The sequence below is a fragment of the Methanosarcina spelaei genome (genome assembly GCF_002287235.1).
Lineage (GTDB): Archaea > Halobacteriota > Methanosarcinia > Methanosarcinales > Methanosarcinaceae > Methanosarcina > Methanosarcina spelaei.
Window position 1 is genome coordinate 1 of record NZ_LMVP01000179.1, and the last position, 26,806, is coordinate 26,806.

20 protein-coding genes and 1 pseudogene are annotated in these 26,806 nt (G+C 38.6%); 11 read left to right on the forward strand and 10 right to left on the reverse strand.

What is annotated here, in order from left to right; translation table 11 throughout:
- Window positions 1–963 (reverse strand): IS4 family transposase (locus ASJ81_RS10085; RefSeq protein WP_095643260.1); only part of this gene is annotated, 963 nt, incomplete at its 3' end.
- 68 nt (window positions 964–1,031) lie between these two features.
- On the opposite strand from ASJ81_RS10085, the gene ASJ81_RS10090 reads away from it, so the two are divergent.
- Together ASJ81_RS10090 and ASJ81_RS10095 are read left to right on the forward strand one after the other, a co-directional pair.
- Entirely contained in the window at window positions 1,032–1,619 is a 588-nt protein-coding gene (locus tag ASJ81_RS10090; protein ID WP_095644350.1) for a sensor histidine kinase, read from the forward strand.
- 268 nt (window positions 1,620–1,887) lie between these two features.
- A complete protein-coding gene (locus ASJ81_RS10095) occupies window positions 1,888–2,382 on the forward strand; it encodes a PAS domain-containing protein (RefSeq protein WP_095644351.1) in 495 nt (164 codons plus the stop codon).
- Window positions 2,383–2,825: 443 nt separating this feature from the next.
- On the opposite strand, the gene ASJ81_RS10100 is transcribed toward ASJ81_RS10095, so the two are convergent.
- The 3 genes from ASJ81_RS10100 to ASJ81_RS10110 form a co-directional block, all read right to left on the reverse strand.
- Window positions 2,826–4,211: a carbon-nitrogen hydrolase family protein gene (locus ASJ81_RS10100; RefSeq protein ID WP_095644352.1), complete on the reverse strand. Its 1,386-nt coding sequence runs from the start codon at window positions 4,209–4,211 to the stop codon at window positions 2,826–2,828.
- A gap of 760 nt (window positions 4,212–4,971) precedes the next feature.
- Window positions 4,972–6,744 carry a prenyltransferase/squalene oxidase repeat-containing protein gene (locus tag ASJ81_RS10105; RefSeq protein WP_095644353.1) on the reverse strand — a complete coding sequence of 591 codons (1,773 nt, stop codon included), beginning with the start codon at window positions 6,742–6,744 and terminating at the stop codon, window positions 4,972–4,974.
- 117 nt (window positions 6,745–6,861) lie between these two features.
- Window positions 6,862–7,350, reverse strand: coding sequence for a hypothetical protein (locus ASJ81_RS10110; protein ID WP_095644354.1), 489 nt, complete (start codon window positions 7,348–7,350; stop codon window positions 6,862–6,864).
- 705 nt (window positions 7,351–8,055) lie between these two features.
- Here ASJ81_RS10110 and ASJ81_RS10115 point away from each other — a divergent pair.
- A pseudogene (locus ASJ81_RS10115) lies at window positions 8,056–8,553 on the forward strand (IS5 family transposase); the annotation flags it as partial.
- A gap of 167 nt (window positions 8,554–8,720) precedes the next feature.
- On the opposite strand, the gene ASJ81_RS10120 reads toward ASJ81_RS10115, so the two are convergent.
- The gene (locus ASJ81_RS10120) at window positions 8,721–9,449 is read right to left on the reverse strand and encodes a tetratricopeptide repeat protein (protein ID WP_095644355.1); all 729 of its coding nucleotides are present in this window, start codon (window positions 9,447–9,449) and stop codon (window positions 8,721–8,723) included.
- Window positions 9,450–10,219: 770 nt separating this feature from the next.
- Here ASJ81_RS10120 and lonB point away from each other — a divergent pair.
- Genes lonB through ASJ81_RS10135 form a run of 3 tightly spaced genes read left to right on the forward strand, consistent with a single transcriptional unit; the run spans window position 10,220 to window position 14,969 of the window.
- The gene (gene lonB, locus ASJ81_RS10125) at window positions 10,220–12,316 is read left to right on the forward strand and encodes an ATP-dependent protease LonB (RefSeq protein WP_170943269.1); all 2,097 of its coding nucleotides are present in this window, start codon (window positions 10,220–10,222) and stop codon (window positions 12,314–12,316) included.
- 11 nt (window positions 12,317–12,327) lie between these two features.
- Window positions 12,328–13,656, forward strand: a complete 1,329-nt coding sequence (locus ASJ81_RS10130; protein ID WP_245860029.1) for a TldD/PmbA family protein — start codon at window positions 12,328–12,330, stop codon at window positions 13,654–13,656.
- 2 nt (window positions 13,657–13,658) lie between these two features.
- Window positions 13,659–14,969, forward strand: coding sequence for a TldD/PmbA family protein (locus ASJ81_RS10135; protein ID WP_095644357.1), 1,311 nt, complete (start codon window positions 13,659–13,661; stop codon window positions 14,967–14,969).
- A 199-nt stretch (window positions 14,970–15,168) separates the two neighbouring features.
- Here ASJ81_RS10135 and ASJ81_RS10140 read toward each other — a convergent pair whose 3' ends face one another.
- The 5 genes from ASJ81_RS10140 to cooS all read right to left on the reverse strand — a co-directional run bounded on the left by ASJ81_RS10140 (window position 15,169) and on the right by cooS (window position 19,960).
- Entirely contained in the window at window positions 15,169–15,633 is a 465-nt protein-coding gene (locus ASJ81_RS10140; RefSeq protein ID WP_095644358.1) for a universal stress protein, read from the reverse strand.
- An 846-nt stretch (window positions 15,634–16,479) separates the two neighbouring features.
- Window positions 16,480–16,662: a hypothetical protein gene (locus ASJ81_RS10145; protein WP_170943270.1), complete on the reverse strand. Its 183-nt coding sequence runs from the start codon at window positions 16,660–16,662 to the stop codon at window positions 16,480–16,482.
- Window positions 16,663–16,930: 268 nt separating this feature from the next.
- Window positions 16,931–17,386, reverse strand: a complete 456-nt coding sequence (locus ASJ81_RS10150) for a universal stress protein (RefSeq protein ID WP_095644360.1) — start codon at window positions 17,384–17,386, stop codon at window positions 16,931–16,933.
- 175 nt (window positions 17,387–17,561) lie between these two features.
- The gene (locus tag ASJ81_RS10155) at window positions 17,562–18,071 is read right to left on the reverse strand and encodes a 4Fe-4S dicluster domain-containing protein (RefSeq protein ID WP_095644361.1); all 510 of its coding nucleotides are present in this window, start codon (window positions 18,069–18,071) and stop codon (window positions 17,562–17,564) included.
- 5 nt (window positions 18,072–18,076) lie between these two features.
- Window positions 18,077–19,960, reverse strand: a complete 1,884-nt coding sequence (cooS, locus tag ASJ81_RS10160; RefSeq protein ID WP_095644362.1) for an anaerobic carbon-monoxide dehydrogenase catalytic subunit — start codon at window positions 19,958–19,960, stop codon at window positions 18,077–18,079.
- 1,583 nt (window positions 19,961–21,543) lie between these two features.
- On the opposite strand from cooS, the gene ASJ81_RS10165 reads away from it, so the two are divergent.
- From ASJ81_RS10165 to ASJ81_RS10185, 5 genes are all read left to right on the forward strand, one after another.
- Window positions 21,544–21,726 carry a methytransferase partner Trm112 gene (locus tag ASJ81_RS10165; protein WP_048105713.1) on the forward strand — a complete coding sequence of 61 codons (183 nt, stop codon included), beginning with the start codon at window positions 21,544–21,546 and terminating at the stop codon, window positions 21,724–21,726.
- A gap of 14 nt (window positions 21,727–21,740) precedes the next feature.
- A complete protein-coding gene (locus ASJ81_RS10170) occupies window positions 21,741–22,487 on the forward strand; it encodes a DUF7524 family protein (RefSeq protein WP_095644363.1) in 747 nt (248 codons plus the stop codon).
- A gap of 1,054 nt (window positions 22,488–23,541) precedes the next feature.
- Window positions 23,542–25,146, forward strand: a complete 1,605-nt coding sequence (pyrG, locus tag ASJ81_RS10175) for a glutamine hydrolyzing CTP synthase (protein ID WP_095644364.1) — start codon at window positions 23,542–23,544, stop codon at window positions 25,144–25,146.
- Window positions 25,147–25,433: 287 nt separating this feature from the next.
- Window positions 25,434–25,568 carry a hypothetical protein gene (locus ASJ81_RS24210; protein WP_275112552.1) on the forward strand — a complete coding sequence of 45 codons (135 nt, stop codon included), beginning with the start codon at window positions 25,434–25,436 and terminating at the stop codon, window positions 25,566–25,568.
- A 678-nt stretch (window positions 25,569–26,246) separates the two neighbouring features.
- Window positions 26,247–26,774, forward strand: coding sequence for a CDP-2,3-bis-(O-geranylgeranyl)-sn-glycerol synthase (locus tag ASJ81_RS10185; RefSeq protein WP_245860025.1), 528 nt, complete (start codon window positions 26,247–26,249; stop codon window positions 26,772–26,774).
- Window positions 26,775–26,806: the final 32 nt, after the last annotated feature.

A 26,806-nucleotide genomic window follows, 5' to 3' on the forward strand; every position in this document is an offset into this window, starting at 1 on the left:
TTCTATGTCCCATCTTGCTCCATATAAGTTTGCAATATCTTTTGCATTCAAAATCTCTTTCTGAATATTTGTGATATAAATGTGGTGCTTTTCATCCTCGTCATTATATACTGCAACAAGACGTACATTCATCTCATCCTGTTTTTGCTTGCCTTTATATTCTCTTCTTTTGAATGCTATTTTTACAACTGCATCAATATCTTTTCCAGAAAGTTGCTTAATGCACTCACTAATAGGTTTCCCTATGAAATCTTTGCACTTTGTTTTAGGCATTCCTTCCTCTATTGAAACAACAACAGGATCCATATTCTTTTTAATTCTTGAAACGAAATACCCCCCATTTTCTTCAACCCTTGCAAACATCTGAGTTTTGTAGAAACCAAGATCAACAAGGAGAATACGGTCTTTGATCCAGGGACCGATTTTCAATGTTTTTATCTCAGCTGATTTTTCGGAGTACAGAGCAACGGTTTTAGGGCCGTTAGCAACCGCACTTACCATAACTCCGACTTTTACTCCAGCAGCTACTGTTCTTGCTCTTGCTGCTGGAAATTTATCTGATAAAGAAGAGTGAAGACGAACAATTGTGCTGTCCTGAATGACAATATCCTGGAAGTTTTCGAGCTTCTTGCTAAGTTTTCTACCAGGTTCTTTTGCAAGTTCTTCTATGCCGTGAATTACGCACTGATGCAGGAACTCAACTAGTTCTGGAGTAAAACGATAGTACCAGCTGCTATCGCTTATGGTTTTATGGGACTCAGTTTCATATTCTCGTTTCAAACTGGAAAGTGTACGCTGCAAGCGTACGCCAAAACTAAGAGTTAAAACCCAAAAGATGATGACAGGGTCAATTTTGCGCTCACGTTTTATAAGACCAGTTTCTTTGGCAGTTTGCCTTAACCACTCTTCGGGAAACATTTCCCGAAGAGAGTCTTCAAGAGTAGGTGGGGGACGAGGAGACATAGAGATACATGTGTTAAGGTATTGTCATATAAAAACATCTTCAAGAGAAGGAATTTAGTGCTTAACCGATGACCAATGGACAAGCTTTCAATGAAAGCCAGAACCGTGTATTCTCAATGTCCCTTATCCATGAAGAACTTTACAAAGGAAGTGAAGCCTATACACTGGACTTTTCTTCCTATCTCGAAAGGTTAGCTGAAAATCTGCTCAAAACTTACAGCACTAGCAGCAAAAATATCTGTCTTAAAATGGATCTGGAAGAAAACACATTTCTTGATATGGATACTGCCGTCCCATTGGGCATAATCGTTAATGAACTCATTTCTAACTCCTTAAAGCATGCATTTACTGAAAAGAGAAAAGGGGAAATTCAAGTCCGTTTTTGCAGGAATGAAGAAGAAAAGAGTGATAAAATGCACAATTTAATATTCTGTCTGACAATTTCGGATAACGGAAAAGGAATTCCTGAAGATCTGGATTTAGAAAATATAGAGTCACTTGGCCTACAGTTAGTAAGCACTCTTGTTGACCAGTTAGAAGGAGAATTTCAACTGAAAAGGGACAATGGTACTAATTTCAAATTGAGTTTCTCAGTAAAAGAAAAAGAAAATCAGGCATATCAACAGCCCTACATCAATTCGTTGAATATAGAGTAACTTAGAGTTTGCATTAGAGTTTGTATTCCACTTCAAAACCGGATTGGTTTTTTCTTCTTATTTAAGTGAAGAATTTATTTTTTTATAACAGATTATGTACAAATTTACTCTTTATTTCCTTATTTCTATTAAGCACATATTAATATTATAATTAATATTAATATTAATTTTTAAATTAGTCTATATATAATAAAATGTTTATTTTTTGCATCAGCATCTTAAGAATTTGTTAGAAAAGTATTTATTTTTTTACACTATAAATATATGTATGAGTTCCAAAGGTACTATTGTTCAAGAGTCCATACCCTATCAGGCATTAGCAGATGAAAATCGAGCCTTAAAAGACGAGATAGAGAGTCTGAGAGTACGCTTAAAGGATGCCGAGGAAAGGGAAAGAAGTCTTAATGAAGCTCAAGAAATTTCCCACATTGGAAATTGGTGCCGCAATATTGAAACCGGGGAAGTACACTGGTCTGATGAGGTTTATCGTATTTTTGGATTTGAGCCTCAGGAATTTGGCGTCACATACGACAAGTTTTTGAGCCGTGTACATCCGGATGAGCGTGATTATTTAGTTGAAGTAGTCAAACAAGCTTTAAATAAAAAGTTCTTTGACGCTGAATATAGAATAATTCGAACTGATGGAGTAGAACGTATACTGCACGAGGATATCAAGGTTATTTGTAATAATGAGAATGTTCCAATTCGACTAAGCGGAACAGTTCAGGACATTACTGAACGTAAAAAAGCTAAAAAGCTTTGATATGGCTCTAAACGATCCTATGACCCTAATGCATTTACTATAAGAAATATTCCAAAATCAATTTTAGTCTCAGATCCATAGATTTTTAGTTTTTTTCTTATGAGCCGAATTTGATCTGCCGGAATAAGAATTGACCGGCATTTTTCCATTATTTTTCCATTACTTCTTTGAAATCTATATTATCCAGAATTAATGTAGACTTATTCGATGAAAGTCGGCTTTTTCGCTTTTTTGATTGCTTATTAGCCAGTATTGGAAAGTAGCGTCTTTACGGGAGCTTTTCGTTTTTTGGTTTCTTATTAGCCAGTACTGGAGAGTAGCGTCTTTACGGGAGCTTTTCACGCTCGACGAAGGAGAGCGGCCTATACAAAAGTGAATATTTAAAATCACAGAATGAGAATTGAAATGAACCAAAATAGAATTTTTGAGAATTTTTGTATACTTTAGATAGCCGGGATAAGGATGCACTGGCATTTTCCCTTTATTTCCTCAAAATCCAGATTATTCAGGTTCTTGGTATTTTCATGCATAAGCGGTGAGTATTTCCCAATTAGAGAGCTGCTTTTTTCTATTAAATTTTTAAGTTCTTTTCGGTCTGTAGAAGCATTAATACTCTCTATTAGAGCCAAAAATTCTTCTGTACTCTCTTTGGTAATATCTCCCTTTTTGATAAGGCGTATTTCTTTTTCTTCAAAGATGTGTATAAATGATGTTTTTATTGGCTCATGCCCGGGTTGCACGTCTCTTGAAGCGGAAAATTGAGTATTTATGGTAGCCAGCAGAATAAACTGCTCCTTCTGGTCTTTAAAATGGGAAATTATTCCCTCATCCTGCATTTTATATGAATCTTTGTCGAGAGTTAGTAAAATGCCGGATGATCCACCCTCAATTTCTTCTTTCTCCGGTTCAAACTGGCCATTTTTGATTTTTCCTATCCTGAAAATGCCGTTAGCCATTATACATGCCTTATTTCCGGCACAAAGAGGGCTATTCAGATCATTCTTTGCAACGCCATAAAATCTTGAAGGATTAGGATTCGTCTGTGGTACAAGAATTACATCACAGGCAGAAATCAAGCGGTGTCTCAGTTCATCATTGAGGTATTCAAAGCAGACAAGAACTCCAAGGTTAAGATTATCCCTCAACTTGAAAATATGATTCAGTTTTCCCTGTTTCATGCCTTTATGGAAAAACAGGTCACGTTCTTCCTTTGCTCCAAACATCTTTTCGTTGTGTATGATTTTTGAATTTGGAATTACAATAGGACAGATATTCTTTCGGAAATCTTCTTCTCCAAAGTCAGAAGTAAAATACTTCTCGTATTTTTCAAGATTTTCTTCCGTAACGTAGTGTGTACCCGCAAAAACAATTGTTCCGGTTTCGTTTGCATATTCCTGTATATCTTCTAGATAGTCAAACGGTATTGAAAATTCAGGAAATACAACAATATCAGCTTTTCCTTTCACAGCCTCAAGTATTGCCATTACCTTTCTTTTATAGGCTTCACTTTCCAGAACTTTTACTGCGTAGTCTTCACCATAAACATCATATTTTAACTGCACAGCTGCAACTTTCAAATCCCCAGCCGTACAGATACCGTTGCAGCAATCATGCAAGAAGATGCGAGCTTTTTTATTTTTGCTTATCGTTTCTGAGTAGTCAATATCTCTTATTACTGGTTTCTGAGTTGGAGTTTCAAAGATAATTCTATCTTCACCACTGGGAATATACCTTCTTTCCAGAAAATCAATTTCAATTTCATTGTCTTTGATCTCTTCCTTACTCAGCACATGGTCGAAAAGAATCGTATTTGCTGTTTTTACGGTCAATTTGCCTTTTATCTTTTCGGCATCAAATGTGATTCTAAGCTTCCAGTTGTTATAAAAAAGATTAGGGCTGAAAGGCTCCTCAATATAGTCTTTGAGCTTCTTTTGAACATGTCCAAAAAGACCCCAAAGTGCTTTATCCCTAATTTGACAGAAGCGTATATTTTTTAGTGTATAAATGGGTTTTATGCTTCTGTTTTCTTCATAAATTCAAATTTTATCATCTATTTATTGATTTGGAATATTTTCATTTTGTTGACTATATTATGCCTCATTGGTCATCGGTTAAGGAAAAATCGTTATCAATTGCATTGATTTTCATAAAATTTGTTAAATTATTCATCAAATGCAAAACTGGAATCTGATATCGATTTCAATTTAAACACTAAACATTTGGGTTTGAGTTTTTCCGTCGAAATCGAGATCAGCAGCTCAAAATCCTTAACCGAATACAAATGTATTATGCCTAAGTAATACATTTTTTGTAAGAAAACACTGTATTAATTTGCAAAATCTGTCAAATTAAGGTTATATATTACTATAATTTGCATGTAGAAATCTTTAATTGGATGAAATGGGGATTGCTCCTTGTTTTTTGTGGGACAAAAAAACAAGGAGCATTTTTACAATCTCCTTTATGATTTGCTGTGGTGCAAAATAGTACTACTTTCTACAGAGCTTTTTCTTATATTATTGGTAAAACCGAATTGGGAGATTTTTTCAGAGTCAGATTCTCGATTTATTCTCAAATTTGGACGTTATTTTAACATAAGGTTTCCCATGTGATGAGTCCCCAACTGGTATATTCCAAGCTTGCGTCAAAACTGTCTGGTGAAGCTTCCAAATCTGCATATTCTGGTGCAAGTTTAAACCCTCCATATATATCCTGACAATCTTTTAGCCACTTTAATAATTTATCAGAATCTTTTGGTTTTGAATCAAGAGTGTTCAAAGTAACTACGGATATATACGTAGAATGAATATCTGAACTGTTGGTGTGAATTGGACCTCTTCGGATTATGAAACCACCGTCAGCAATTTGGCCTTCCTGTATCCAGGAAATACAACCTTGTTTGTCCAAAGGAGAACTACCAAGTTCTTCCAGAATGTTCACAGAATAAAATGTCATAGATGTGTCTGAAGCTTCGATTCCGAAACCTCCATCGCTTTGCTGAAGACTCTGTATTTTGGCAACCAACGTATCACTGTTGCTCAATTCAATTCCAAGAAGATTAGCTAATTTTGCTAAGTACAAAGCTTCTTCAAAGTTCATGGATTCAATGGATTGATTAACACATTCATCAAAACTTTTTTTAACCCACTTTTCAAATTGGACGTCCTGAGGATATGGATAATTAAGGAGCTTGTATACCATCAGTGAATAGTATGCACTTTTTGCATCTTTTGACTCTTCCCTCCATTTATATGTAACATATTTTATAAGTTCTTCTCTATTATCAGGTTCTGAACCCAATATTTTGAGAGATTTCACTGCCAGATACGTGTTTTCAGGCGATGATAAAAGACGATAGGCTGATCGAAAACCTCCCCTTCCATCCAAGGGTTCGTGATTGTAAATGAATGTGGAAACATTATCATTCAAATTGAGCCCTATTTTTGAGGCAGTTTTTAGAGCTAAATATGTACCTTGTGGTTCCCCATAATTATCTAACAAAGGATTAAAACCTCCATCCTGCAATTGTTTTTTTTGCAGATACATTCCAATGTTAGATCGAATTTCAGAGGAAATGTTGCCGTTTATCAACAAAAAATCAGTAAATGAACTCAAGGTAAACAAGTCCATATCAGTATCAGGCAATAATTTCAATTGATCTTCAATAATACTTTTTTGCTCCATTATTTCTTCCATTCTTGGAGATTGATACTGAGAAGAAATACTAATACTGTAAAGTTCTAATGCTGATAATAACATCGAAGTTTCACTTGTTGAGTTCAATAGATCATTATTTTCTCCAGATTCATTCCATTTTTCAATTAACCAATTTCTTGTCAAGGGCATCTGATTTAAATCTACACCAAGAGTATGTAATGTAGTAATAGCTCTGAACGTATCGAGAAGTGCTCCTTCTTCATCTCCTTCTTCTTCAGAAAATGATCCATCAGGTCTTTGTAATTCAATTACTTTTGATATTAGGTTTGAACTATTGGCTGGTTTAACCCCAAGCATATCCAGACTCATAGTCAAGAAATATATATTTCTTATACTAGAACTGTTACCCTGCTTAACTATTTCCTGTTCCTGTGATAGTAACCAATCTACTGTGGCCTGTTTATACTTAGGCTCTTTATCTAATAATTCTAAAGATTCCAAAAAGTAATAAGTGGAATACAGTGTAGGCTCTCCTGGAGGAAAGTCAGAGTAACCTCCGTCAATACCTTGTGAATTCCATATTCTATCTATTGTATTACTTCTCCAAGAATCGTTTAATCTTTCTGTTGGAAGTTCATGCATAATACATCCACTTCCTATTATTGCTATCAAAAAAAGAGCCTGAATGTGTTTTTTTGGAGACATCTCTCTTACTCCTATAAATATTAATTGAAAAATAAAAATTGTTGCTCTTCGACGTTTTCAAGGGGGATTTCATCCATTCAAAATGACGAAGAGCCAAGATTGTCAATACCTACGTTTTTATGCGTCTAAATCAATGTGGGTATTAACTGTATAATCTGTACTACCGAATCTAAATGTTGCAGAATCGGATTGATCTTCGTCAAAAATGCCAAGTCCATCCGCCTGTAAGTTCTGATAAGTATGAGTTACTGCCCCATGTACATTATTCCATATTCCAGTATATGTTGCTGTGCTTCCAGAGGAACTAAAACCTGCACCAGAAGGGAGACTTAAACTGATAGTAACCCCAGAAAAACTAACTTGGGAGTTTAGGGTAACTCTATTTGCATAGTAAGGACTTGAGCTATACCATGTGGCTTGAGTAGTACCATCTCCAACAAACACTTGATGCGTTACATAATCGGTTCGAATTCCATGGAAATAACTATTTAATGTCATGGGTGAAGCCCCAAGATACATACTATCTGAATCGGACCCACTATCTTCCCTACTTACGTATGCACTTGCTGTCGGCATGAAAGCTGTGCTTACTAGGAATATTGCCAAAATCAAAATTCCTGCTCTAGGTTTCATCTTTGTTGTCGTATTTATCACCTTTTATTTAGTTTTTCAGGAGGCAACATCAGGCAAGCTTTAAGTAATATTTATTCTGACTTGATGATGCTTCTATTAGGTATGGTTTAAATAAAGCCTGAAAAGTTAATTCGCACTCCATAAACAAATTTAAAAAACACATATATATATTTTTTGTCCAGATAGTAGATATAATAGAAAATATAACATATATTTATAATAAGTATATATATTAAAATGATAATTTAAGTTTTTATAACAAAAATATATGTATATGTGCAGATAAAGGTCTTTTTTTATTAATTTTCTATGAAATATATGAAAATATATTTATAAATACTAATAATTATCTTTAAATATTCTTAACTTTTGAATTAAATGCACATTTTTATTTATTATACCAACATATAAATAATAATATGTATTTTTTTATTTAATATAGCATTTCACTAATTTATCATCAAACCGAATTTTATTCCTTCTTTTTCTTATTTATTCGTTTGATCAGGTAATGGCTCCACTAAGAGCCTACCCGAAAAGTAGAAGAACTACGATGCATGGTAATGTTTTGTAGTGACAAGACAAAAACCAGGACATGATTGAGATCCCAGACAAATTCTGGAATATCATCAAATCTTTAATACCACTTCCCAAAGCCGAAGAAGAAGTCTGGAACACGCAATGGATGGAGCTATGACAAAAGCACCATTGGGCGGAGATGGGACCGAAGCTAATCCTACTGACCGTGGCAAAAAAGGAACGAAAAGGAGTGTATTAATGGAAGGAAAGGGCATACCACTTTATATTGCTGTGGACGGAGACAATCGCCACGATAAAATGCTTGTAAAAGGGATTCTTGATGCCATAATTGTTGAAAGACATTCTATAGAGGACGTAATTCAGAATATGTGTATGGATAAAGGATATAATTATCCTGATATCGAAGAATTGGTAGAAGAATACGGTTATACTGCCCATATACGGAGACGTGGAGAAGAAAAATAGAAAAAAACAAAGTTACAAAGCCAAGAAGGTGGGTCGTAGAAAGAACGCATTCCTAGCTGAATAGATTCAGAAGACTGCTTATTTAATGGGAAAAGAAAATTGAGAATTACCTTGTTATGCTTCATTTCGTATGTTCAGATAAATTTCGGAGTAACGGGACTTTTCGGATAGGTTCTAAGTTGCGTTGAATACTATAAATTTAAAAATATGTTATAATATCAGAAATTCTTTTGTTTTATTCTGACATTGGAGAATAATCATTTTGCCTAGAATCAGATCATTTTCAGACAAACTCTAAGTTTTCTAGGGGCTTTCCAGTTTTTTGCGTTAGTTCGAAGTCACCTTTGATTTTTTTCGTTTTCAGGCTGCTGGTTGAGCAGGTTTTGCTGTATTTCAAGAGCTTTTTCAAGGCTTTGTTTTGCAGCATCGCATTTTTCCGGATCCTGCCGGATTTGGCAGTTTCCAAGCTGGCTGAGCGCAACTGCAAGTTCGGCCTGATAGCCGGGGTTGTCGGGCTTTTCTTCAAGAAGCTTTTCATAGAGCTCAATCGACTGGCTGAGGATTTCACATGCTTCCTCAAAAGAACCCATATCCGTAAGGAGAGCTGCATAATTGTTCAGGTTCTCGCCGGCAGCAGACCGGAAGACTGCATTTTCAGGCTCTTTTGCCAGGAGATTTACATAGGTCTCACGGGCGCGGATATAATATTCGGCAGCTTGCGGCTTTTCACCTTTATTTTTTAGAAGGTTTCCGGTATTGCTCAGGGTTGTACCCATGTAGTGACGGTAATTAGTATTTTCAGGATCGTTTTTAAGGAGTTCTGAACCTGCATCAATCGCCTTTTCGTAGGTTTCGAGGGCTTCGTTATATTTTGACTCACTATAATATATGCCTCCACGCATAAAAAGGATATAATATACTGCGTCAGTGGCTTTTGCTTTCCTTGCCGAGTCTTCGGCTTTATCAAGAGTTTCTAGGGCTTTATCAAGATTACCTTTTCGGATCTGGGCTACAGCACTGTGAATTTGCTTCAGAAGGAGAATATTTCTTACCTTGCTTCTGGACATAAAAGAAAAATGCCTCTTGTTTTTTTAAATAGCTGTCGATGTCGGTTTATAGGCAGCTGGCAAGATATGGCTTAAAGTTAGATCCCTGAGTATCTTTAAGTTAGCTCTGAACTGGTTTGAGCTGATTTTAATTGGTTTGAACTAATTTTAACCGATTTAATGTGGCCTAAATTGAGTTAAAATAGTCTAAATTAGTCTAAACTGGTCTGAAAAGATCTGAATAAATCTTAGTGTATCTGTATTGACCTTAAACTAGTCCAAACTGGTTTGAGCTAATTCTGAATCAGCTTTTAAGCAGTTCTGGTCTTAATCAGCTCTTAATCAGCTCTTAATCAGCTCTTAATCAGCTCTTAATCAGCTCTTGTATAAATTCGTGAATAATGCTCAATGTATATATAGGGGAGATAGCATAAAAGAGTTGAAATTATCTAAACGATTTGAAAATTCATTTTCTATTGCATTTGGGGACCAAATGTGCAATCTAGCAAATAGTATAATAACAAAAAGTTTCTATAGATCATATATAGTAGAATATTTCTATAAATTATATACATTGGCAGGTTAATTATATATACAGTAAGTTGATATAATTAGCAGATGTATGGATGGGGTCACAGTAACTTGAGGAAATCGTTATTGTGGCATCCTCTTTTTGCCAATCATTTTATCACTAAAAATATTATTTTTTCGATAACGTCAAGTATATAACGTCAAGTATATATATTGATCAGTAACGTCTATTGAATAACGTTCAAATATGTGAGCTAACCATGGTGTATAATAAAAATCAGAACATAGACGAGTCTTCAGAAAATATGGACGAGCTCGCTCAAAATATCGGCGAGCCCGTTCAGGATGTAGACACGTCTGCGGCCGATCAGAAGACGGAGGAGTCCGGTGGGGGTATGACCGGACCTGAATCCAATCAAGTTAAGGCCGAGTCTGAGTCCGATCAGGATAATTATGAAGACGTTGACATCGGCTTTTCTTTTGAAAATACTTCTAATATAGATGTACCCAAACTTCTTATCGACCAGGTACTGGGTCAGGAACATGCCGTAGAAGTCGTAAAAAAAGCGGCTGGCCAGAGACGGCATATTATGATGATAGGAACCCCAGGAACAGGGAAATCCCTGCTTGCAAAAGCAATGGCAGAGCTTCTTCCTAAAGAAGAACTTAAGGATATCCTTGTATATCCTAACATGGAAGACCTTAACAACCCTAAAATAAGGGAGGTTCCCGCCGGAAAGGGCAGAGAAATCGTCATGGCTCATAAAATGGAGGCTAGAAAGAAAGCCCAGGCCAGAAATATGCTTATGATGCTCTTTGTTGTGGGTATTATCATCTATTCTTACTTTGTTTACGAATTGATATGGGGCATTATTGCAGGCATTATGATTCTCATGCTAACCCGCCAGTTCTTGCCTAAAGAAGAAATGATGATCCCCAAACTGGCGGTTTCAAATTATGACAAAGAGCACGCACCTTATATCGATGCAACCGGAGCTCACGCAGGAGCTCTGCTTGGTGATGTAAGGCACGACCCATTCCAGTCCGGTGGGCTTGAAACCCCTGCTCACGACAGAGTAGAGGCCGGAGATATCCACAAGGCCCACAAAGGTGTGCTTTTTATTGACGAAATCAACACTCTCAGGCTGGAATCCCAGCAGAGTCTCCTGACTGCACTCCAGGAAAAGGAATACCCGATTACCGGGCAGTCCGAAAGAAGTTCGGGCGCTCTTGTCAAGACCGAGCCTGTACCCTGTGACTTTATTATGGTATCTGCAGGAAACCTTGATGCTGTACAGAAAATGCATCCTGCGCTCAGGTCAAGAATAAAAGGTTACGGTTACGAAGTCTACATGCAGGATTCCATGGAAGACACTCCTGAAAACCGGAAGAAAATGGTTCGTTTCGTTGCTCAGGAAGTCGTTAGGGATGGACATATTCCTCACTTCAATGAAGGTGCAGTGGAAGAAGTAATAAGAGAAGCCAGAAGACGGGCAGGTAGGAAAGGGCACCTTACCCTTAAGCTCCGTGATCTTGGCGGACTTGTACGCGTAGCAGGAGACGTTGCCCATTCTGAAGGCGCTCCATTAACAACTGCAGAGCACGTACTTGCAGCAAAAAGAATTGCAAGATCAATTGAGCAGCAGCTTGCAGATAGCTATCTGGAACACCGCAAAGAATACGAATCTTTCCTCAGAAAAGGTTCTGCGGTGGGCAGGGTTAACGGGCTTGCAGTCATGGGTGGAGATTCCGGAATTGTGCTTCCCATCGTGTCCGAAGTCACACCTGCAATTTCCGGAGCCGAAGGGCGAATTATTGCAACAGGAAAACTCAAGACTATTGCAAAGGAAGCGGTGCAAAACGTCTCTGCTGTAATTAAAAACATGACTGGTATGGATATATCCAGACATGATATCCATATCCAGTTTGTAGGAACTTACGAAGGTGTGGAAGGAGACAGTGCATCGGTTTCTATTGCAACAGCTGTCATATCTGCCATCGAAAAGATCCCCGTCGACCAGACTGTAGCTATGACAGGTTCCCTTTCAGTCAGGGGAGATGTCCTGCCTGTAGGCGGAGTTACATATAAGATTGAAGCTGCAGCTCAGGCCGGCATGAAGAAAGTCATTATCCCGAAATCAAACGAGGCAGATGTTCTCATCGAAAAGGCGTATAAGGAAAAAATCCAGATCATCCCTGTTTCCTCTATTGCGGAGGTAATGGAACACAGCCTTGTAGGTCCGAAAAAGAACTCAATTATCGAAAAACTTCGAAACATTACAAAGATCAACTTCGATATTCCTGAGGTTTCACCCGCTTCCGTACAGGCTAAGAATCTTTTTGGATGCAGGAACTGATCATGACCATTATGCAGGATATTAAATTTTATGACTGCAGGGTAATTGAGGGCAGTTCCACCTCAATTATTCTGGATAACGGAAAGATCGAAGAGATATCCAGAAACTTTACACGGGGGGCTGGAGTAAGGGCTCTTTGTGGAGGTTCCTGGGGATATACATCTGTGGAAGGGGAAATTGACCTCAAACAGGGTGTTGAGGCGGCCTCAAAACTTGCTTTTTCTATGAATGCCAGTACCCCAAAGGAAGACGTGGAGCTTGCAGCTGTGAACCCTCCGGAAGTAAAGAATCTTCCAGAGGTCAGAATCGACCCAAGGGATATTTCTATTGAGGAAAAAGTTGATCTTTTAAAAAACATAGAAACCAATGCGAAAGTAAAGGGCATTAACAGTACCAAAGTTATGTACCTGGAATCTGAGTTTAAAGTCGAATACAGGAGTTCCGATGGTATTGAATGTGCTTATGAGCTTATGAACGTCGGTTTTGCGGTTTCGGCAGTTGCTTCGGAAAACGGAGTATACCAGGCAGGCAGAGAAAGTCGGTTTGGGTACGGATATGAGCTTTTCAAAAAAGAAAACGTGCTGGAACTCGCCGGAAAGGCAGGAAATACTGCAATAGAGCTTCTCAAAGCGAAAACTCCTAAAGGCGGAGAAATGCCTGTAATTCTTGACCAGGAACTGGCTGGTGTCTTTGCCCACGAAGCCGTTGGACACGCATCTGAAGCCGATCTTGTTCTTGAAGGGGACTCCATCCTTGAAAACCGGATTGGAGAACAGATTGCCTCTCCTCTCATTACAATCATCGATGACCCTACCCTACACGAGTTCGGATACTATCCTTTTGATGCCGAAGGGGCAAAATCAAAAAGAACAGAAATAATCAAGAACGGGGTTTTTAATTCCTATCTCCATTCCCGGGAAACTGCAGCGAAACTTGGGGGAACTCCAGGGAACTGCAGGGCTCAGGGTTACTCAATGCCTGTTGTAAGGATGAGCAACACCTTCATAGATAACGGGGATGCCAGACTTGAAGAAATGCTTGAAGAGATAAAAGATGGGATGTATCTTATAGGCTCTAGAGGAGGACAGGTAAATACCGGAGAAGGAATTTTCCAGTTCAATGCCGAAAAAGGATACCTGATAAAGAACGGAGAACTCACCGAACTTGTACGGGATGTTTCTCTCTCAGGCAAAACTCTTGAGATTCTCAACCATGTGGTCCTTGTGGGCAACGACCTTAAAATGACTGCAGGCAGATGCGGAAAAGCCGGACAGCTTGTACCCGTATCAGATGGTTCTCCTCACCTGTCTATCTCAAAAGCTCTTGTGGGAGGTGCCTGAAGATGTACGAGCTTGCAAGAAAAGCCCTAAGGCTTGCAGAGAAGGCAGGAGCTGAAGAAGCTGAAATCTATTATGCTGCAAACCACTCAACAAGTGTGAATTTTAGAAAAGATGCACTTGAGAATGCTAAAGACCGTTTCTCGGAAGGTATAGGAATCAGGGCTATAGTAAACGGAGCCGTGGGCTTTGCCAGCACGAATTCGGCAGCACAAATAGATGATGCTGTTGAGGTTGCGGTTTCCGAAGCCAGGATAAGAGAAAGTGACCCTGATTGGGTTGGTCTTCCTTCGAACGAAAAATATCCCACGGTCTCGGGCATCTTCGATAAAAAAGTCGAGACTCTGGAACTTGAAGCCTGTATTGAGCATGCCCTGACACTTATTGAAGGCACAAAAGAAGTCCCAGGCACACTTCCAACATCAGGAGGCTTTACCCGGGCAAAGAGCAAGCAACTTATCCTGAACACAAATGGCATAGAAATAGAAGAGGAATCAACAGCAGTTTCCGGTTTTGTTGATGTCATTACTGTAAACGGGCAGACTTCAACAGCTTATGACTTTGGAATTTCCCGTTCTCTGGATATTGATTTCTTCGCCCTTGGAAAGAATGCAGCCGATCTTGCACTGAAATCCAGTGACGGAATAAAGATCGAACCGCAAAAAACTGATGTGATTTTCCATCCGTTTGCCTTTTCAGACATTATTGAGGAAGCGCTTGCTCCTTCGTTTGATGCGGACAATGTCCAGAAGGGAAGGTCAGGTCTGATAGACAAACTTGGCGAGGAACTGGCAGTGCCGGAACTCAGCATCTATGATGACGGGCTCATTGAGGCAGGAATCGAGACATCTACTTCGGATGATGAGGGAGTTCCTTCGCAGCGTACTACCTTGATTGGAAAAGGCGTACTTGAAACTTACCTCTATGACAGTTATACCGCAGGAAAATCAGGCGTCATGAGTACCGGAAACAGCTCAAGGTCTTCTTATACAAGTCCTCCTGCAGTCGGGCTCAGGAACGTTATAGTTGATTATCCTCAGACGGATGTTATTGCTGATACTCAGTCCGGGATCTTCGTAAACACGATAATCGGTGCTCACACGGCAAACTCGATTTCTGGGGACTTCTCAGTAGAAGCTAGAAATGCCTTCACAATTAAAGACGGAGCACTTGATAAGCCTATAAAATCCCTCATGATTTCAGGCAATGCTTTCGAGATCTTAAAACAGATTACAGGAGCAGGCTTTGATGTCAGGAAAGTTGGAGGAATAATTACACCTTCTATCCGGGTTTCGGATATGAGTGTTATAGGTTAAGGCTCTTTACGAGCCTTCTTTCTTAATAAGTAATATTTACTAATTAATAATTTTAATACTCTCTTATTATAATAGATATTTTGTATTCCTTATTTCAGATCTTCAGTATTCCTCATTTCTAGATATTTGATACTTTCTTGTTACAATAGATAATAATTCTTAAGGTTTAATATTTCTGTTTTTAGAAGAAGAATTTGCTTTAAAATACTGGTTCTTCATTTGCTGTCTCGCCTTTTACGACCATCACCGGTGTCTTTGAATGCCTTACTATCTTTTCAGCTACGCTCCCCAACAGAAACCTATCAAGCCCGGTTTTTCCAAGTGTGCCCATAACTATAAGGTCCATGTCTTCCTGTTCTGCAAATCCCATAATTCTGTCTGCAGGGTGCCCGTCAAGAATCACAGACTCTACTTCAATACCTGAGGCTTTTCCCGCCTCTTCAACAAAAGTAACGGCTCTTTTCGCTTCAGCCTCGAGAATTTCTCTTAGCGACTCCTCCCACCCGAAATTTCTTGGAGTATAGCCTGTTGAGGCGGTTACGTACACGGCGTAGAGTCTTGCTCCAGTAAGCCTAGCAAGCTCAACTGCTGCCTTAACTGCCTTTTCTACCTGTTTCGAACCATCGGTTGCAATCATTATCTTGTCGTAACTTTTGCCTTCCAAATTTAAATCCCCCAATTTTAACACTATCAATTATTACATTACAATCTTTACATTACAGTTTTTACATTACAGTTTTACATCACAATTTTGCATCACATTTTTACATTACAGTTTCACGTTGCAGTTTTTACATTACAGTTCTTACGTTATAATTTTACATTCCAATTTTTAAATAATATAGTACATTCTTATTTGGGAGCTTTCTTTTATATTCTTGAAACTTTATTCTTTACAGGCATTTCTATATTTGTTTACACTTGTCAGGAAATAAATTTTCCATTATTGATATATAACCATTATATAAATTATTTTTTCGCTAAGTTTTAGTTATCAAATATTATTGATTGCAGATATAAGATTACATCGACCCTTAAATAAAATAGATATAATAATGTTGTTTTAATACCGTTTTTAATATTATTTTATTGCTTTAATCCAGTTTATTGTCTGTATACGGACAAAAAGTCTTTAAAATAGAATAAATTCACGGTAATTATGACACAAAAAGGTACTCTTTTTTTGCGCACCAGAACACTTATATATTGCTTAATCCTCAGAGGGGATTGGTGAACGGGTAAGCTCAAATCAAATATTATTGACAATAATTATATCCAACATATTTTAACCTCCTCCAAAAACCCCCGTTCACGAACATATTTTTTATATCTTTCTTAAGTTTATACAAGTAATTTTTAGTTACTCTTTTTTAATCTCTTTGCTGCCATGACATCCGTTTCAATTTTTTGAATGCTTGTTTTTAGATAAATTCCTTCCAGACGATTCATTCACTAATATACTCTATAATATGCATGTGTCGTGTTCATTATCGCACAGAGTAAGACCTCTCTATTCTCCAGGCAATTTTCCTTTTTGCCTGGAAAAGCATCTGTTTGTAGCTACTAGAGACCCTATTGACACCAGGTAGGTTAAAGCACAGGTATCGGGCAAATTTGTGCAGGCAAAGATTGGGCTTACAGTCCTGGAAAACTTATGAATCAGACCGAATTCTACAAGTATGCTTATACTCACAAGCCCCACAAAAATCATTGAAAGTGCAGGAAGGCGCAAAATCAATTAATTTATAAAAAGGCCTATCATTGATACATATTTGCATAGAAAAATGATAAGTGAGAATTTCGATAAACCTCTGAATCCAACAAATACTTATATATCCTTAAGAAGGTAGCCAAAAAGTGAGGTTTATCGAAGTCCTCAAATATCTTCAAAAAAGGTCTGGGACTCCGCCCCTGAAGATTTTTAATATTTGTATTTTAACTGCTCTTTTTTATCTACCCATTTAAGCAGTTTCTCCCCTTACAACAAGTACCGGTCTTTTTGAGTGTCTTACCACGTTCTCGGCCACACTCCCGAGTAAGAACCTCTGAATTCCAGTCCTTCCAAGTGTACCCATAACAATAAGGTCAATATCGCTTCTTTCTGCAAAGTCGACAAGCTCATTTGCAGGAGTGCCTTGCAGGATTACGGGTTCAACCTCAACATCTGCAACTTTTCCTAAGTTTTCGACATAATCTGTAGCCTCTTTACCTTCAGCCCTGAAGTATTCGAGAATGGCTCTTTCCCATCCAACATTCTTTGGATAAATTATCGAAAACCCTTCAGAAGCAATCACGTAGACAGCATATAGTTTTGCACCGCTTATTTTTGCAATTTCAACTGCTGTTTCGACTGCTCTTTGGACAGATTCCGAACCGTCGGTTGCTACCATTATCTTCCTGTAAAAACTGTTATTCATACCTGACTCCCCATTTTCTTCTGAAATTATATTTGCTAATATGGAAATAATCCTTTATAAAGTATCATTCAAGAAGGAAGCGATGGCGCAGATGGACCTGTTGCTTGAAACTAAATGCGCCATCACGATTCTGTTTATCCTGTAAGTTTCGCAGTAACTTACGTACGTTTTTCTTTTAAACCTCGTTTGCCTCTGTAAAAATAAGGGCATGAGTAGGGCAGGCTTCGACGCAGGCAGGCATATCCCTACCCTCGCAGAGGTCGCATTTTATTCCTGCTTCGGCTTGCCTGTTGATTAACCCTCGATTGTAATTCATGGAACTGCTCCAGCAGCCCATAACAAGAATCAATTGATATAGAGTACTGAAACGGGAACATACCTTAGAACAGTTCCAGCAGTCTACACAACGGTTCTGGTCATAGCTGACAATACTGGCGTTTTCGTCCTGATGGAGAGCTTTTGTAGGACAAACCGAAACACAAGGTGCATCCTTACAGTGGCGACAGGTGATGGGAAGAGAAACTCCAAGGTCAGGGACATACTCCAGGCAGATGCGTTTTTTCGGAGCTGGTTTTTCTCCTACAGCCGAAAAGAGGTTCTTGCTCTCGGAATGTGCAACGGCACATGCGATCTCACAGGAGCGACAGCTCAGGCAGCGTTCGGGCCGAATCATTACGTCTTTCATATAAATCATCTCTGAGAATCCAAACCTAGCGCCTTTCTTTTTGCATCTATGTGCTCAAGCATCAGTTCTGCGGCTTTAAGGGGGTCAGGCTCAACCGCAAAGCTTGCTCCGACCACGCTGTTCAAGCCTCCTGTCAGAAGGGACGTAACAGCCTGACTTCCGAGAACAGCCGGAATGGTCCCGAGCACAGTAAATACGCCGGATGAAACTACATAAGTCCCGATACTAACTGCCTTTTCGCTCATCCATTCGGGAGCTGCTCCTGCTGCTGGAAGATCACTTATGTCCACACCCAGGTAATTTGCAAGCACGGATGAAAGCACAAGGATACGGCTGATATCAACACAGGAACCCATGTGCAGGACCGGTGGTATGCCCAGAGCTCTACAGACGGCTTTTAACCCATCGCCTGCAAGTTCGGAGGCTTCCGGCAAAAGCAGTCCTGCTTCGGCACATGCAATCGCATTACAGCCGGTTGTGACCACAAGCACATTGTTTTTGATCAATTCTTTAACGAGGTTGACATGGCCATAGTTGTGCGTAACTTTAACGTTATTGCAGCCGACAACAGCCCCTATTCCCCAAACAGCTCCACCTTTTATTGCCTCAATAAGAGGGTCGGGGCTTCCTCCAAGGGCACTGAGGATAGCCTCGGCACTGAAGCCGACCATACATTCCTGTTTCTCTTCAGGTATGGTAACTTTTTCAAGAACCCTATTAGGGAAGTTTTCGACGGCAGTCCTTACAATTTCTTTTGCAGTTTCATAAGCTCTGCCCTCATGGAACTCCATCCTTATGGTATTGGGAAAATCAGCCTTTGGGGATGTGGATATGAACTTCGTATGGTAACAGCCTGTAAGTTCCCCAAGAGAAGGCATGACACACTGAACGTCCACAACCATAGCCTCAATAGCACCTGTAATTACTGCCAGCTCTTGTTGAAGGAAATTTCCTGCTATGGGAGTTCCGTGCCTCATTAGGGTCTCATTGCCAGTACAGCATATCCCGGCAACATTGATGCCTGCCGCACCCATTTCCTCTGCAAGTTTAAGGAGCTCGGGATCTTCTGCAGCTTCTACAATCATTTCTGAAAGAATAGGTTCGTGCCCATGGACAATTACGTTTACTTTATCTTTAGATAGCACTCCCAGATTAACAGTACTTCTTCTGGGTTGCGGGATTCCAAAGAGTATGTCCTGGACATCGGTAGCGATCATCGAGCCTCCCCAACCATCGGAAAGACCTGTGCGCAGGCCTTGCAGCAGGATATGAACAGCATCATTGTCCACACCTATATGAGTCCTATGCATGCATTCCACGATTTCCCGGTCAATTCCCCTTGGCTCTATTCCAAGCTCGGCCCAGAGTTTGAGCCTTGATTCAGGCACTCTTCTGGTACATAGGAGGTGTCCATCCTGTTTTCCAAACTCCTGAAGGAGTGTGTCTGCGAGTCTGGATGCAACTTCTTTCGGGCTTTTACCCTCAGAGACGATCCCATATTCCGAAGCAAGAGATAATAGTTTTGCTTCATCTTTTATCCTGTAACTTCCAGCCTCTCCTTCACTCATTTTCTTAAAGGTCAGCACAGCATCTCTTGCATGGTCGGAATGAGCTGCTGCACCTGCGGCAATTGTTCTCAGAAGATTCCTTGCAACTATAATATCCGCGGTAGCACCGCAAATTCCCTTTTGAGCTCCTTCTCCGAAAGGATCTATCCTGCACGGACCCATATTGCAATTCCGACAGCAAACTCCTAGCTGACCGAAACTGCATTGAGGTAGTTGTTTCTCATATCTATCCCAGGCAGTTTCAATGCCTTCTTCTTCGGCCTTTTTGAGTATTTTCTGGCTTGCAAGGTCAATGCTTTTCTCATATATTTCCGGTTTCATTTCATATCCCACAATTTTTTAATTCCTTCCAGAACTATCCAAAATCCTGGTCTAAACTCTATTATTTGAAGAATTGGTCGTGAAATCCGTGATTCTGAGGAAATTTTATCTGGCTGATTTTTAGTTCTGATTTCCAGCCCTGTCTAATCTTAAAACTGGCAAATCTCGATAAATTCTTCAAAATTATCAAATTTTATTATTTTATAAACTTTTTTAAAAAAAACGCGGTTAAGTTCAGATCTTTCATACTAAATTTCAAAATTGGGTTCTTCGACTCGAATTTCGAATTATGAACCGAGTTTTAGGATAAGTTTAAACATTCTTTTAATTCCTTGGAAATTTTTGAATCTAATTGAGCCTATCCCAAAACCTTGAATTTTGAATAATTGCTCTAATTTCTAACATGAAAATAGTATAATATATTGGGAAAGAAATTGGTTTTGGGATGAGCTCATTGATATATTTGTAAATTACTTAGAGGCTAGTTCACTCTTTAATTGATATGTCTGTAAACTACTTAGAGGCTAGTTCACTCTTTAATTGATATGTCTATAAACCCATATGTATATACTAATATGGCAGGAAAAGAACACTGAGGCTAGTTCACTCTTTAATTGATATATCTGTAAACTACTTAGAGGCTAGTTCACTTTTTATGTGTTTTTTTTCCAATTTATTTCCAAGTTTAGATTAGTGTTGAATATAAGACCTCAACATCTCCAGTAAATTTATCAGAAATTAAAAATATAATACTCCTTGAAAATGTTTTTCCGAAGTTTATTTTGACAGCTTTGGTCCGTTGTTTTATCAGTCAATTGGTTTTTCTCTGTTCTAAGTTTTATTCCTTCTATAGTAATACGGAATCTTACTTCCTAGTAATAATATAAATAATTTTTGAAAAAGGGTAACAAATTGGATAAAAGATCCATCTGGTACAAAGAGTAGCTTTCCTGATTCTAAACTAAGAGTTATATGAAAATTTCTCTAAATTTATTTATATGAGCAGTTTAAATTAAAAATCTAACATACAAATTTGTTTCAAAATATTTTCATATTTGGGACTTATACGGTTGAACCGAGAAGTCATTAACGTTAAACCTTCAATTACTTAAAATACTAAATTGTATATACGTCAAAAGTACTTGGTTTTGTACTTAAATGCGTAAACCCTAATAATAAATGGATAGAATTTCGTAGAGATATTTCAAAAAGATAATGAATTGCAACTTGTAACTCTCTATTGAAATTCTCATAATATATTATAAACTTTGAAGTGCTTTTTTGAATACTGTACCCTAAGTAGAAATATTATACTCTCGTACTTATAACACCAATAGAATATTAGTTTTGATATTAGCTTATATAAAGAACAACACTCGACAGAACGGATAAGCTTCAAACCGTAAGTGCCTGTAAATATATAGATTACATTAAAATAGAAGATGAATTGAATACGGTTAAATAACGGAATAAAGTTTACATCTGCAGAATGAAAAAGTAAGGATTGGAAACAATCAGCTATCTTTACTGGTGTGAAACTCTGTCTTCTCCCATCGGAAAAGAGACTTTAATGGTGAATTCTAATGAAAAAAAATCTTATGGATATTCTGGCCTGCCCTATATGTAAGGGCGATCTGATTTTGAACGTCGTAGAAGAAAATGAAGAAGAGGTCATATCCGGAACTCTCTACTGCCCTGTATGCAAAGAGCACTATCCCATCGATGAGGGAATCCCAAACTTGCTTCCTCCTGACCTTAGAAACTGATATGAGGGTTAAACTTGCAGCAGACATTCCAGAATGTTATTATCAACAGACAGGAAATAAACTCAATTGAGTTTGAAAAAGAAAGCGTTGAGATTTCTCTTTCTCCAGGCGGAGAAGAAACCTTTGAAATTCTGATTACAAACTACGGGTCACCTACGCATATTCATTTCTCGGTAAGTGATGAACTAAAAGGTCAGATCGTTTTTCTGAGGGACAATCCATATGTGCTTCAGAAAGAATATATTTCTGTAGTTGCAAGAATCCCGCAAGAAGGCAGGGTGCTTACAAAAGGGCAGATCTATATCACAGCAGGTTACGGCTCAAGAAAGAAAGGTTTTCCTGTCCAGCTTGGAAAAATTGATTCAAAGCCGCAGGAGCACTCCGAAGATGAGTCTCATATAGGGAATCAGGAAGAAAAATTGATTTCTCAAAGATCCTCAGTTTTACTACCTGTAAAGAAGCTTTCTCACTCGAGATCAGAAAGAGGATTTGGCGAATTTTCATCTTTTATCCGTAGAAGCTTTACAGGAAGTTTTTCAGCTACAGAAAGAAGGATTCCCAAAAATCTAAGTGAAAACGAAAAATTTCCTCTGAATATTGTTTTTGGAGGCTTTTTGCTACTTGTATGTTTATTCTTCCTCTACTTTATACTGCCATCGAGCCTTCAGTTCAAAGTCAGCTTTGCCCAGTCGCTTTTGTTTTCAATAATATTTGTGACCTGTATGATATATATTCTGCTAAAAATTGCAGAAGAGAGCTAAATCTTTTAGCAGCAATTAAGGGCTAATCTCTGTCAATTAATACTCTTCAAAAATGTGTTCAAATTATTGTATTCTGGTAGGTGAAGACTATCAGAAAGAACACATAATTGTCCTTTCTGTGGCTTATCTATTGATCATTGATCTTAACGCTTCTATTAATAATACTCAGTTAAGGCTACAGTGTGACCATAAAATCGGAAAATACCTCTCAATTCGGTGCGGAGAGTAGTCACGAGAACTACACTTTTAAACCTGAGATTTAGTTTAGATTCATTTTGAACCTGATATTTATATTTATTTTGGACCTGATAGACTCTGTTCCAAAATCCAGTGATTTTTGCATTTTTGATAGAAAATCTGAATTAGCAAGAAGAATCCAGTTTTTATCAAAATCAATATTCGCTATCTAAAGACTTGAATCATTAAGTTGTATTACACGGATGGTGACCATTTACAAAATCTAGTGATTTTGAATTTTACATCCATCACTAGATTTTGGTACTGAGTCACCTGATATTTAGATTTATTTTGGACCTGACGTTTTAGATTCACTTTGAACCTGAGATTTATTTTGGATCTGATAATCCTCAATTCAGCAGATTCAGATCTTAGAATTAACTTCTGAACCCTATGAGAATTGGCTTCAGGTGCGTAAGTAAGGTTTCATCTGGTTTGGAGCTGAGAAGTGCACGGAAAAGTACATACCGAATATTCGTAATTACGGAATCATCTGAAGAGTAGGAAAAATGTGCTTTTCTGCATCTGATTCTCCCTCACTCCAGATTTTTAAGTCTACGTCCACTTTACGAATTTATTTATGAAATCTACTCATTCAGGTCTATTCTTTTACTTTCACTTCTTATTTGAGCCTGTTCATTTTTAGAAGTTGGGAGTAATTTTTATATCATGAAGATATTGGTATTGTGTTCGTACAAGAGGATTAATGACAGATTTCTTATACATTGCTAATTTGATTATTTCCTGTCTAACTCCACGTAATATTCTTTAGTAGTCTGAAATCACTATTAGGAAAAACTAGTGAGGAAGCTTATCCATGAAGTATATCATAGTTACCGGTGGGGTGATGAGCGGGCTTGGAAAAGGCATTACCATCGCATCCATTGGCAGAAACCTTAAAAACAAAGGTTATAAAGTTACGGCTATCAAGATCGACCCTTACATCAATATTGATGCAGGCACCATGAGCCCTTACCAGCATGGGGAAGTTTTTGTGCTCAAGGACGGAGGTGAAGTTGACCTGGATCTTGGGAATTACGAGCGGTTCCTTGATACTGAGCTTACAAGGGACCATAACCTTACCACAGGCAAGATTTACTTAGAAGTAATTTCCAAAGAGAGGAGAGGAGACTACCTTGGAAAGACCGTTCAGATTATTCCCCATGTCACAAACGAGATAAAAAGCAGGATCAGAAAGGTTGCAGCCCGGAGTGGCGCTGATGTCTGTCTTATTGAAATCGGAGGGACTGTTGGGGACATTGAGAGCATGCCTTTCCTTGAGGCTGTACGCCAGATGCATAGAGAAGAGCCCTCCGAAAATATTGTATTTATACACGTGACCCTGGCTATGGAAGACCTTCAGGGAGAGCAAAAAACCAAGCCTTCACAGCATTCCGTAAAGGAACTTCGTGCCCTTGGGCTCAGTCCTGAAGTAATCGTTGTAAGATCAAAGTCTCCTCTTCAGGAAAGTGCCAAAGAAAAAATTGCCCTCTTTTGTGACGTGCCACAGGATCTGGTTATCAGCGCTCACGACGCCAATGATATTTATGAAGTACCTCTCGAGATAGAAGAGCAAGGATTGACCACCCAGCTCATGAAACACCTGCAACTGGAATCCAGTGTCGAAAACGGTGCGTGGAAAGATATGGTTGCAAGGATGAAATCTACAACTGACACGGTCAAACTGGCAATTGTCGGAAAATATACTAATCTTGAGGACTCTTACCTCAGCATCCTTGAGGCTGTGAAACACGGAGGAATTGATAACGGATGCCGTGTTGAAGTCAATATGGTCGAAGCCGAAATTCTGGAAGAAAATTCAGCCGAGATTGAGAAGCTGATACAGTATGATGGAATTCTTATTCCGGGAGGCTTTGGCGGGCGCGGTACAGAAGGCAAAATGATGGCAATTAAGTTTGCCAGGGAAAACGATATTCCTTTCCTTGGGATCTGCCTGGGTATGCAGCTTGCAGTCATTGAGTTTGCCAGAAATGTGGCTAAACTCAAAGGGGCAAACAGTACGGAATTTGACGAAGATACCCCTTACCCTGTAATTGATCTCCTGCCTGAGCAAACCAGTGTTGCAGACATGGGCGGAACCATGCGTCTTGGGGACTATGAAGCCATCCTTAAAGAGGGCTCTATTGCCGCTAAAATCTACAGGACTAATTACATTATCGAGCGCCATCGCCACAGGTATGAGGTTAACCCGGAGTTTGTTGACAGACTCGAGTCTTATGGCATTGTTTTTTCCGGTAAAAATAAGAACAGGATGGAAATTGCCGAAATTCCTGGCAAGCGTTTCTTCTTTGGTTCCCAGTTCCATCCTGAATTCAGGTCAAGGCCTGGAAGACCGTCTCCTCCGTTCAATGGTCTCGTCGCGGCAATGTGCAAATACAGAAAGGAAAGAGAAGGACGGTAAAGTACAGGAAAAGAGAAGGATGATAAAGCAGGCAGAGGTTATTCTAGGGAGATTCATCACTTTTAACTCCTTTTTAACTCCCTTTTTCATGAAGATTAAACCGTATAGGAGAATTTCAAACCTTTAATCTAACCTGACACTCTGCCAACAAAATTTATCCGGTGGGAAACTGATAAATACTTTTAAAATTGAAAAAGGTAGATTATGCGACATCTATTGAGGCATCTTATAGAAATAATGCTTTTACAGATATCGCAACTTCATCAAAATCTATGAAGGTACTTATTATGGCAATGTCTAAAAAAGATCTGGATAAGAAGAGAAGCGCTAAGAGAGAAAAGCTTGAGGAGCTCGAAAAACAGGCTTCTGCAGGCAGCAAGGACGCCAAGAAGAAGCTTGCAAAAGAAAAGAAGAAAAAATAATTTTTTCTATAATTCATTATGAAGTGTTTCTTTTCTATATAGCGTGTGAGAAGATCCGGGGACTATTCACCCCGATCAACACCAATTTTTTTCAAGATTGTACAAAAAGTGCTATGAAATTACGTTACTTATCTTAAAATCGTTACATCTTAAAATCGTTACATCTCAAAATCGTTACATCCCAAAATTTTTACATCCAAAAATCTTTACATCTCAAAATCTTTACTTATTACGAGATTTTATTGTCACTTGTTTTTCTTTGTTTCATGGACTTTTCTCATCATTTCACAGTTTTGATTATTTTTCAAAAAACTATTCAATATAACATATTATAAAGGCGTTGGGAAGCGCTAATTAAGACTAAAACTTAAAATGAAATAAAATTAAATAGAGTCAATAGTTACATAACCTCATCAATTGAGTACGTTAAGTCCTTGTTTAAGATCCATTACTTAAGTCAATTGATTATTCCATTTTTAAGTCAATATCTTAAACTGTAACTGAATGGTTAACAAGCAGGTAAGACAGCGAGTACAAGTTACTGGTATGCTCCGCGAGTAATTAATATAGAAATAGAGTACAGTGATGTCCAGAAAGTTGAGCTCGCCTCAATAAAAAACAAAACTTATATAAAGAGTTGATACCACGATCGAGCTGATAATTAAAGCCTTCTGGCTGATGCTTCCGGCATACCTTCCCAATCCTTTTGCAGCTGTTTTCGGCGGCGGAAAACCAATTGACGGAGGCAGGACTTTAAAGGACGGAAGAAGGATTATAGGAGATGGAAAAACCTACAGAGGACTTTTTTCAGGCATTTTTTTCGGAGTGCTTGCAGGTAGTATCCAGATCTGGCTGAGTTCAAAAGGCTTCGAGATTCTGGGAGTCAAGATGCCAGCCTTCGGCCCAAATTATACTGAGGCTTTCAAAGTTGTTCTTGCCCTTGCCTGCGGCTCGCTTTTCGGGGACATGTTCAAGAGCTTCTTCAAGCGCAGGATGGGTATGAAAAGGGGAGCTCCGCTTCCACTTGTAGATCAGCTGGACTTCGTAATCGGAGCCTGGGTTTTTGTATACCTTACAGCGCCGGAATGGTTTGTGAGCAATTTTACGCCCTCGATAATGATAATCATCCTTATAGCGACACCTCTGCTGCATCTTACAACAAACATAATCGGATACGTTACAGGTATAAAGAAAGAACCGTGGTAAACTTGCGAACATATAAAACTTATACAGTCTTA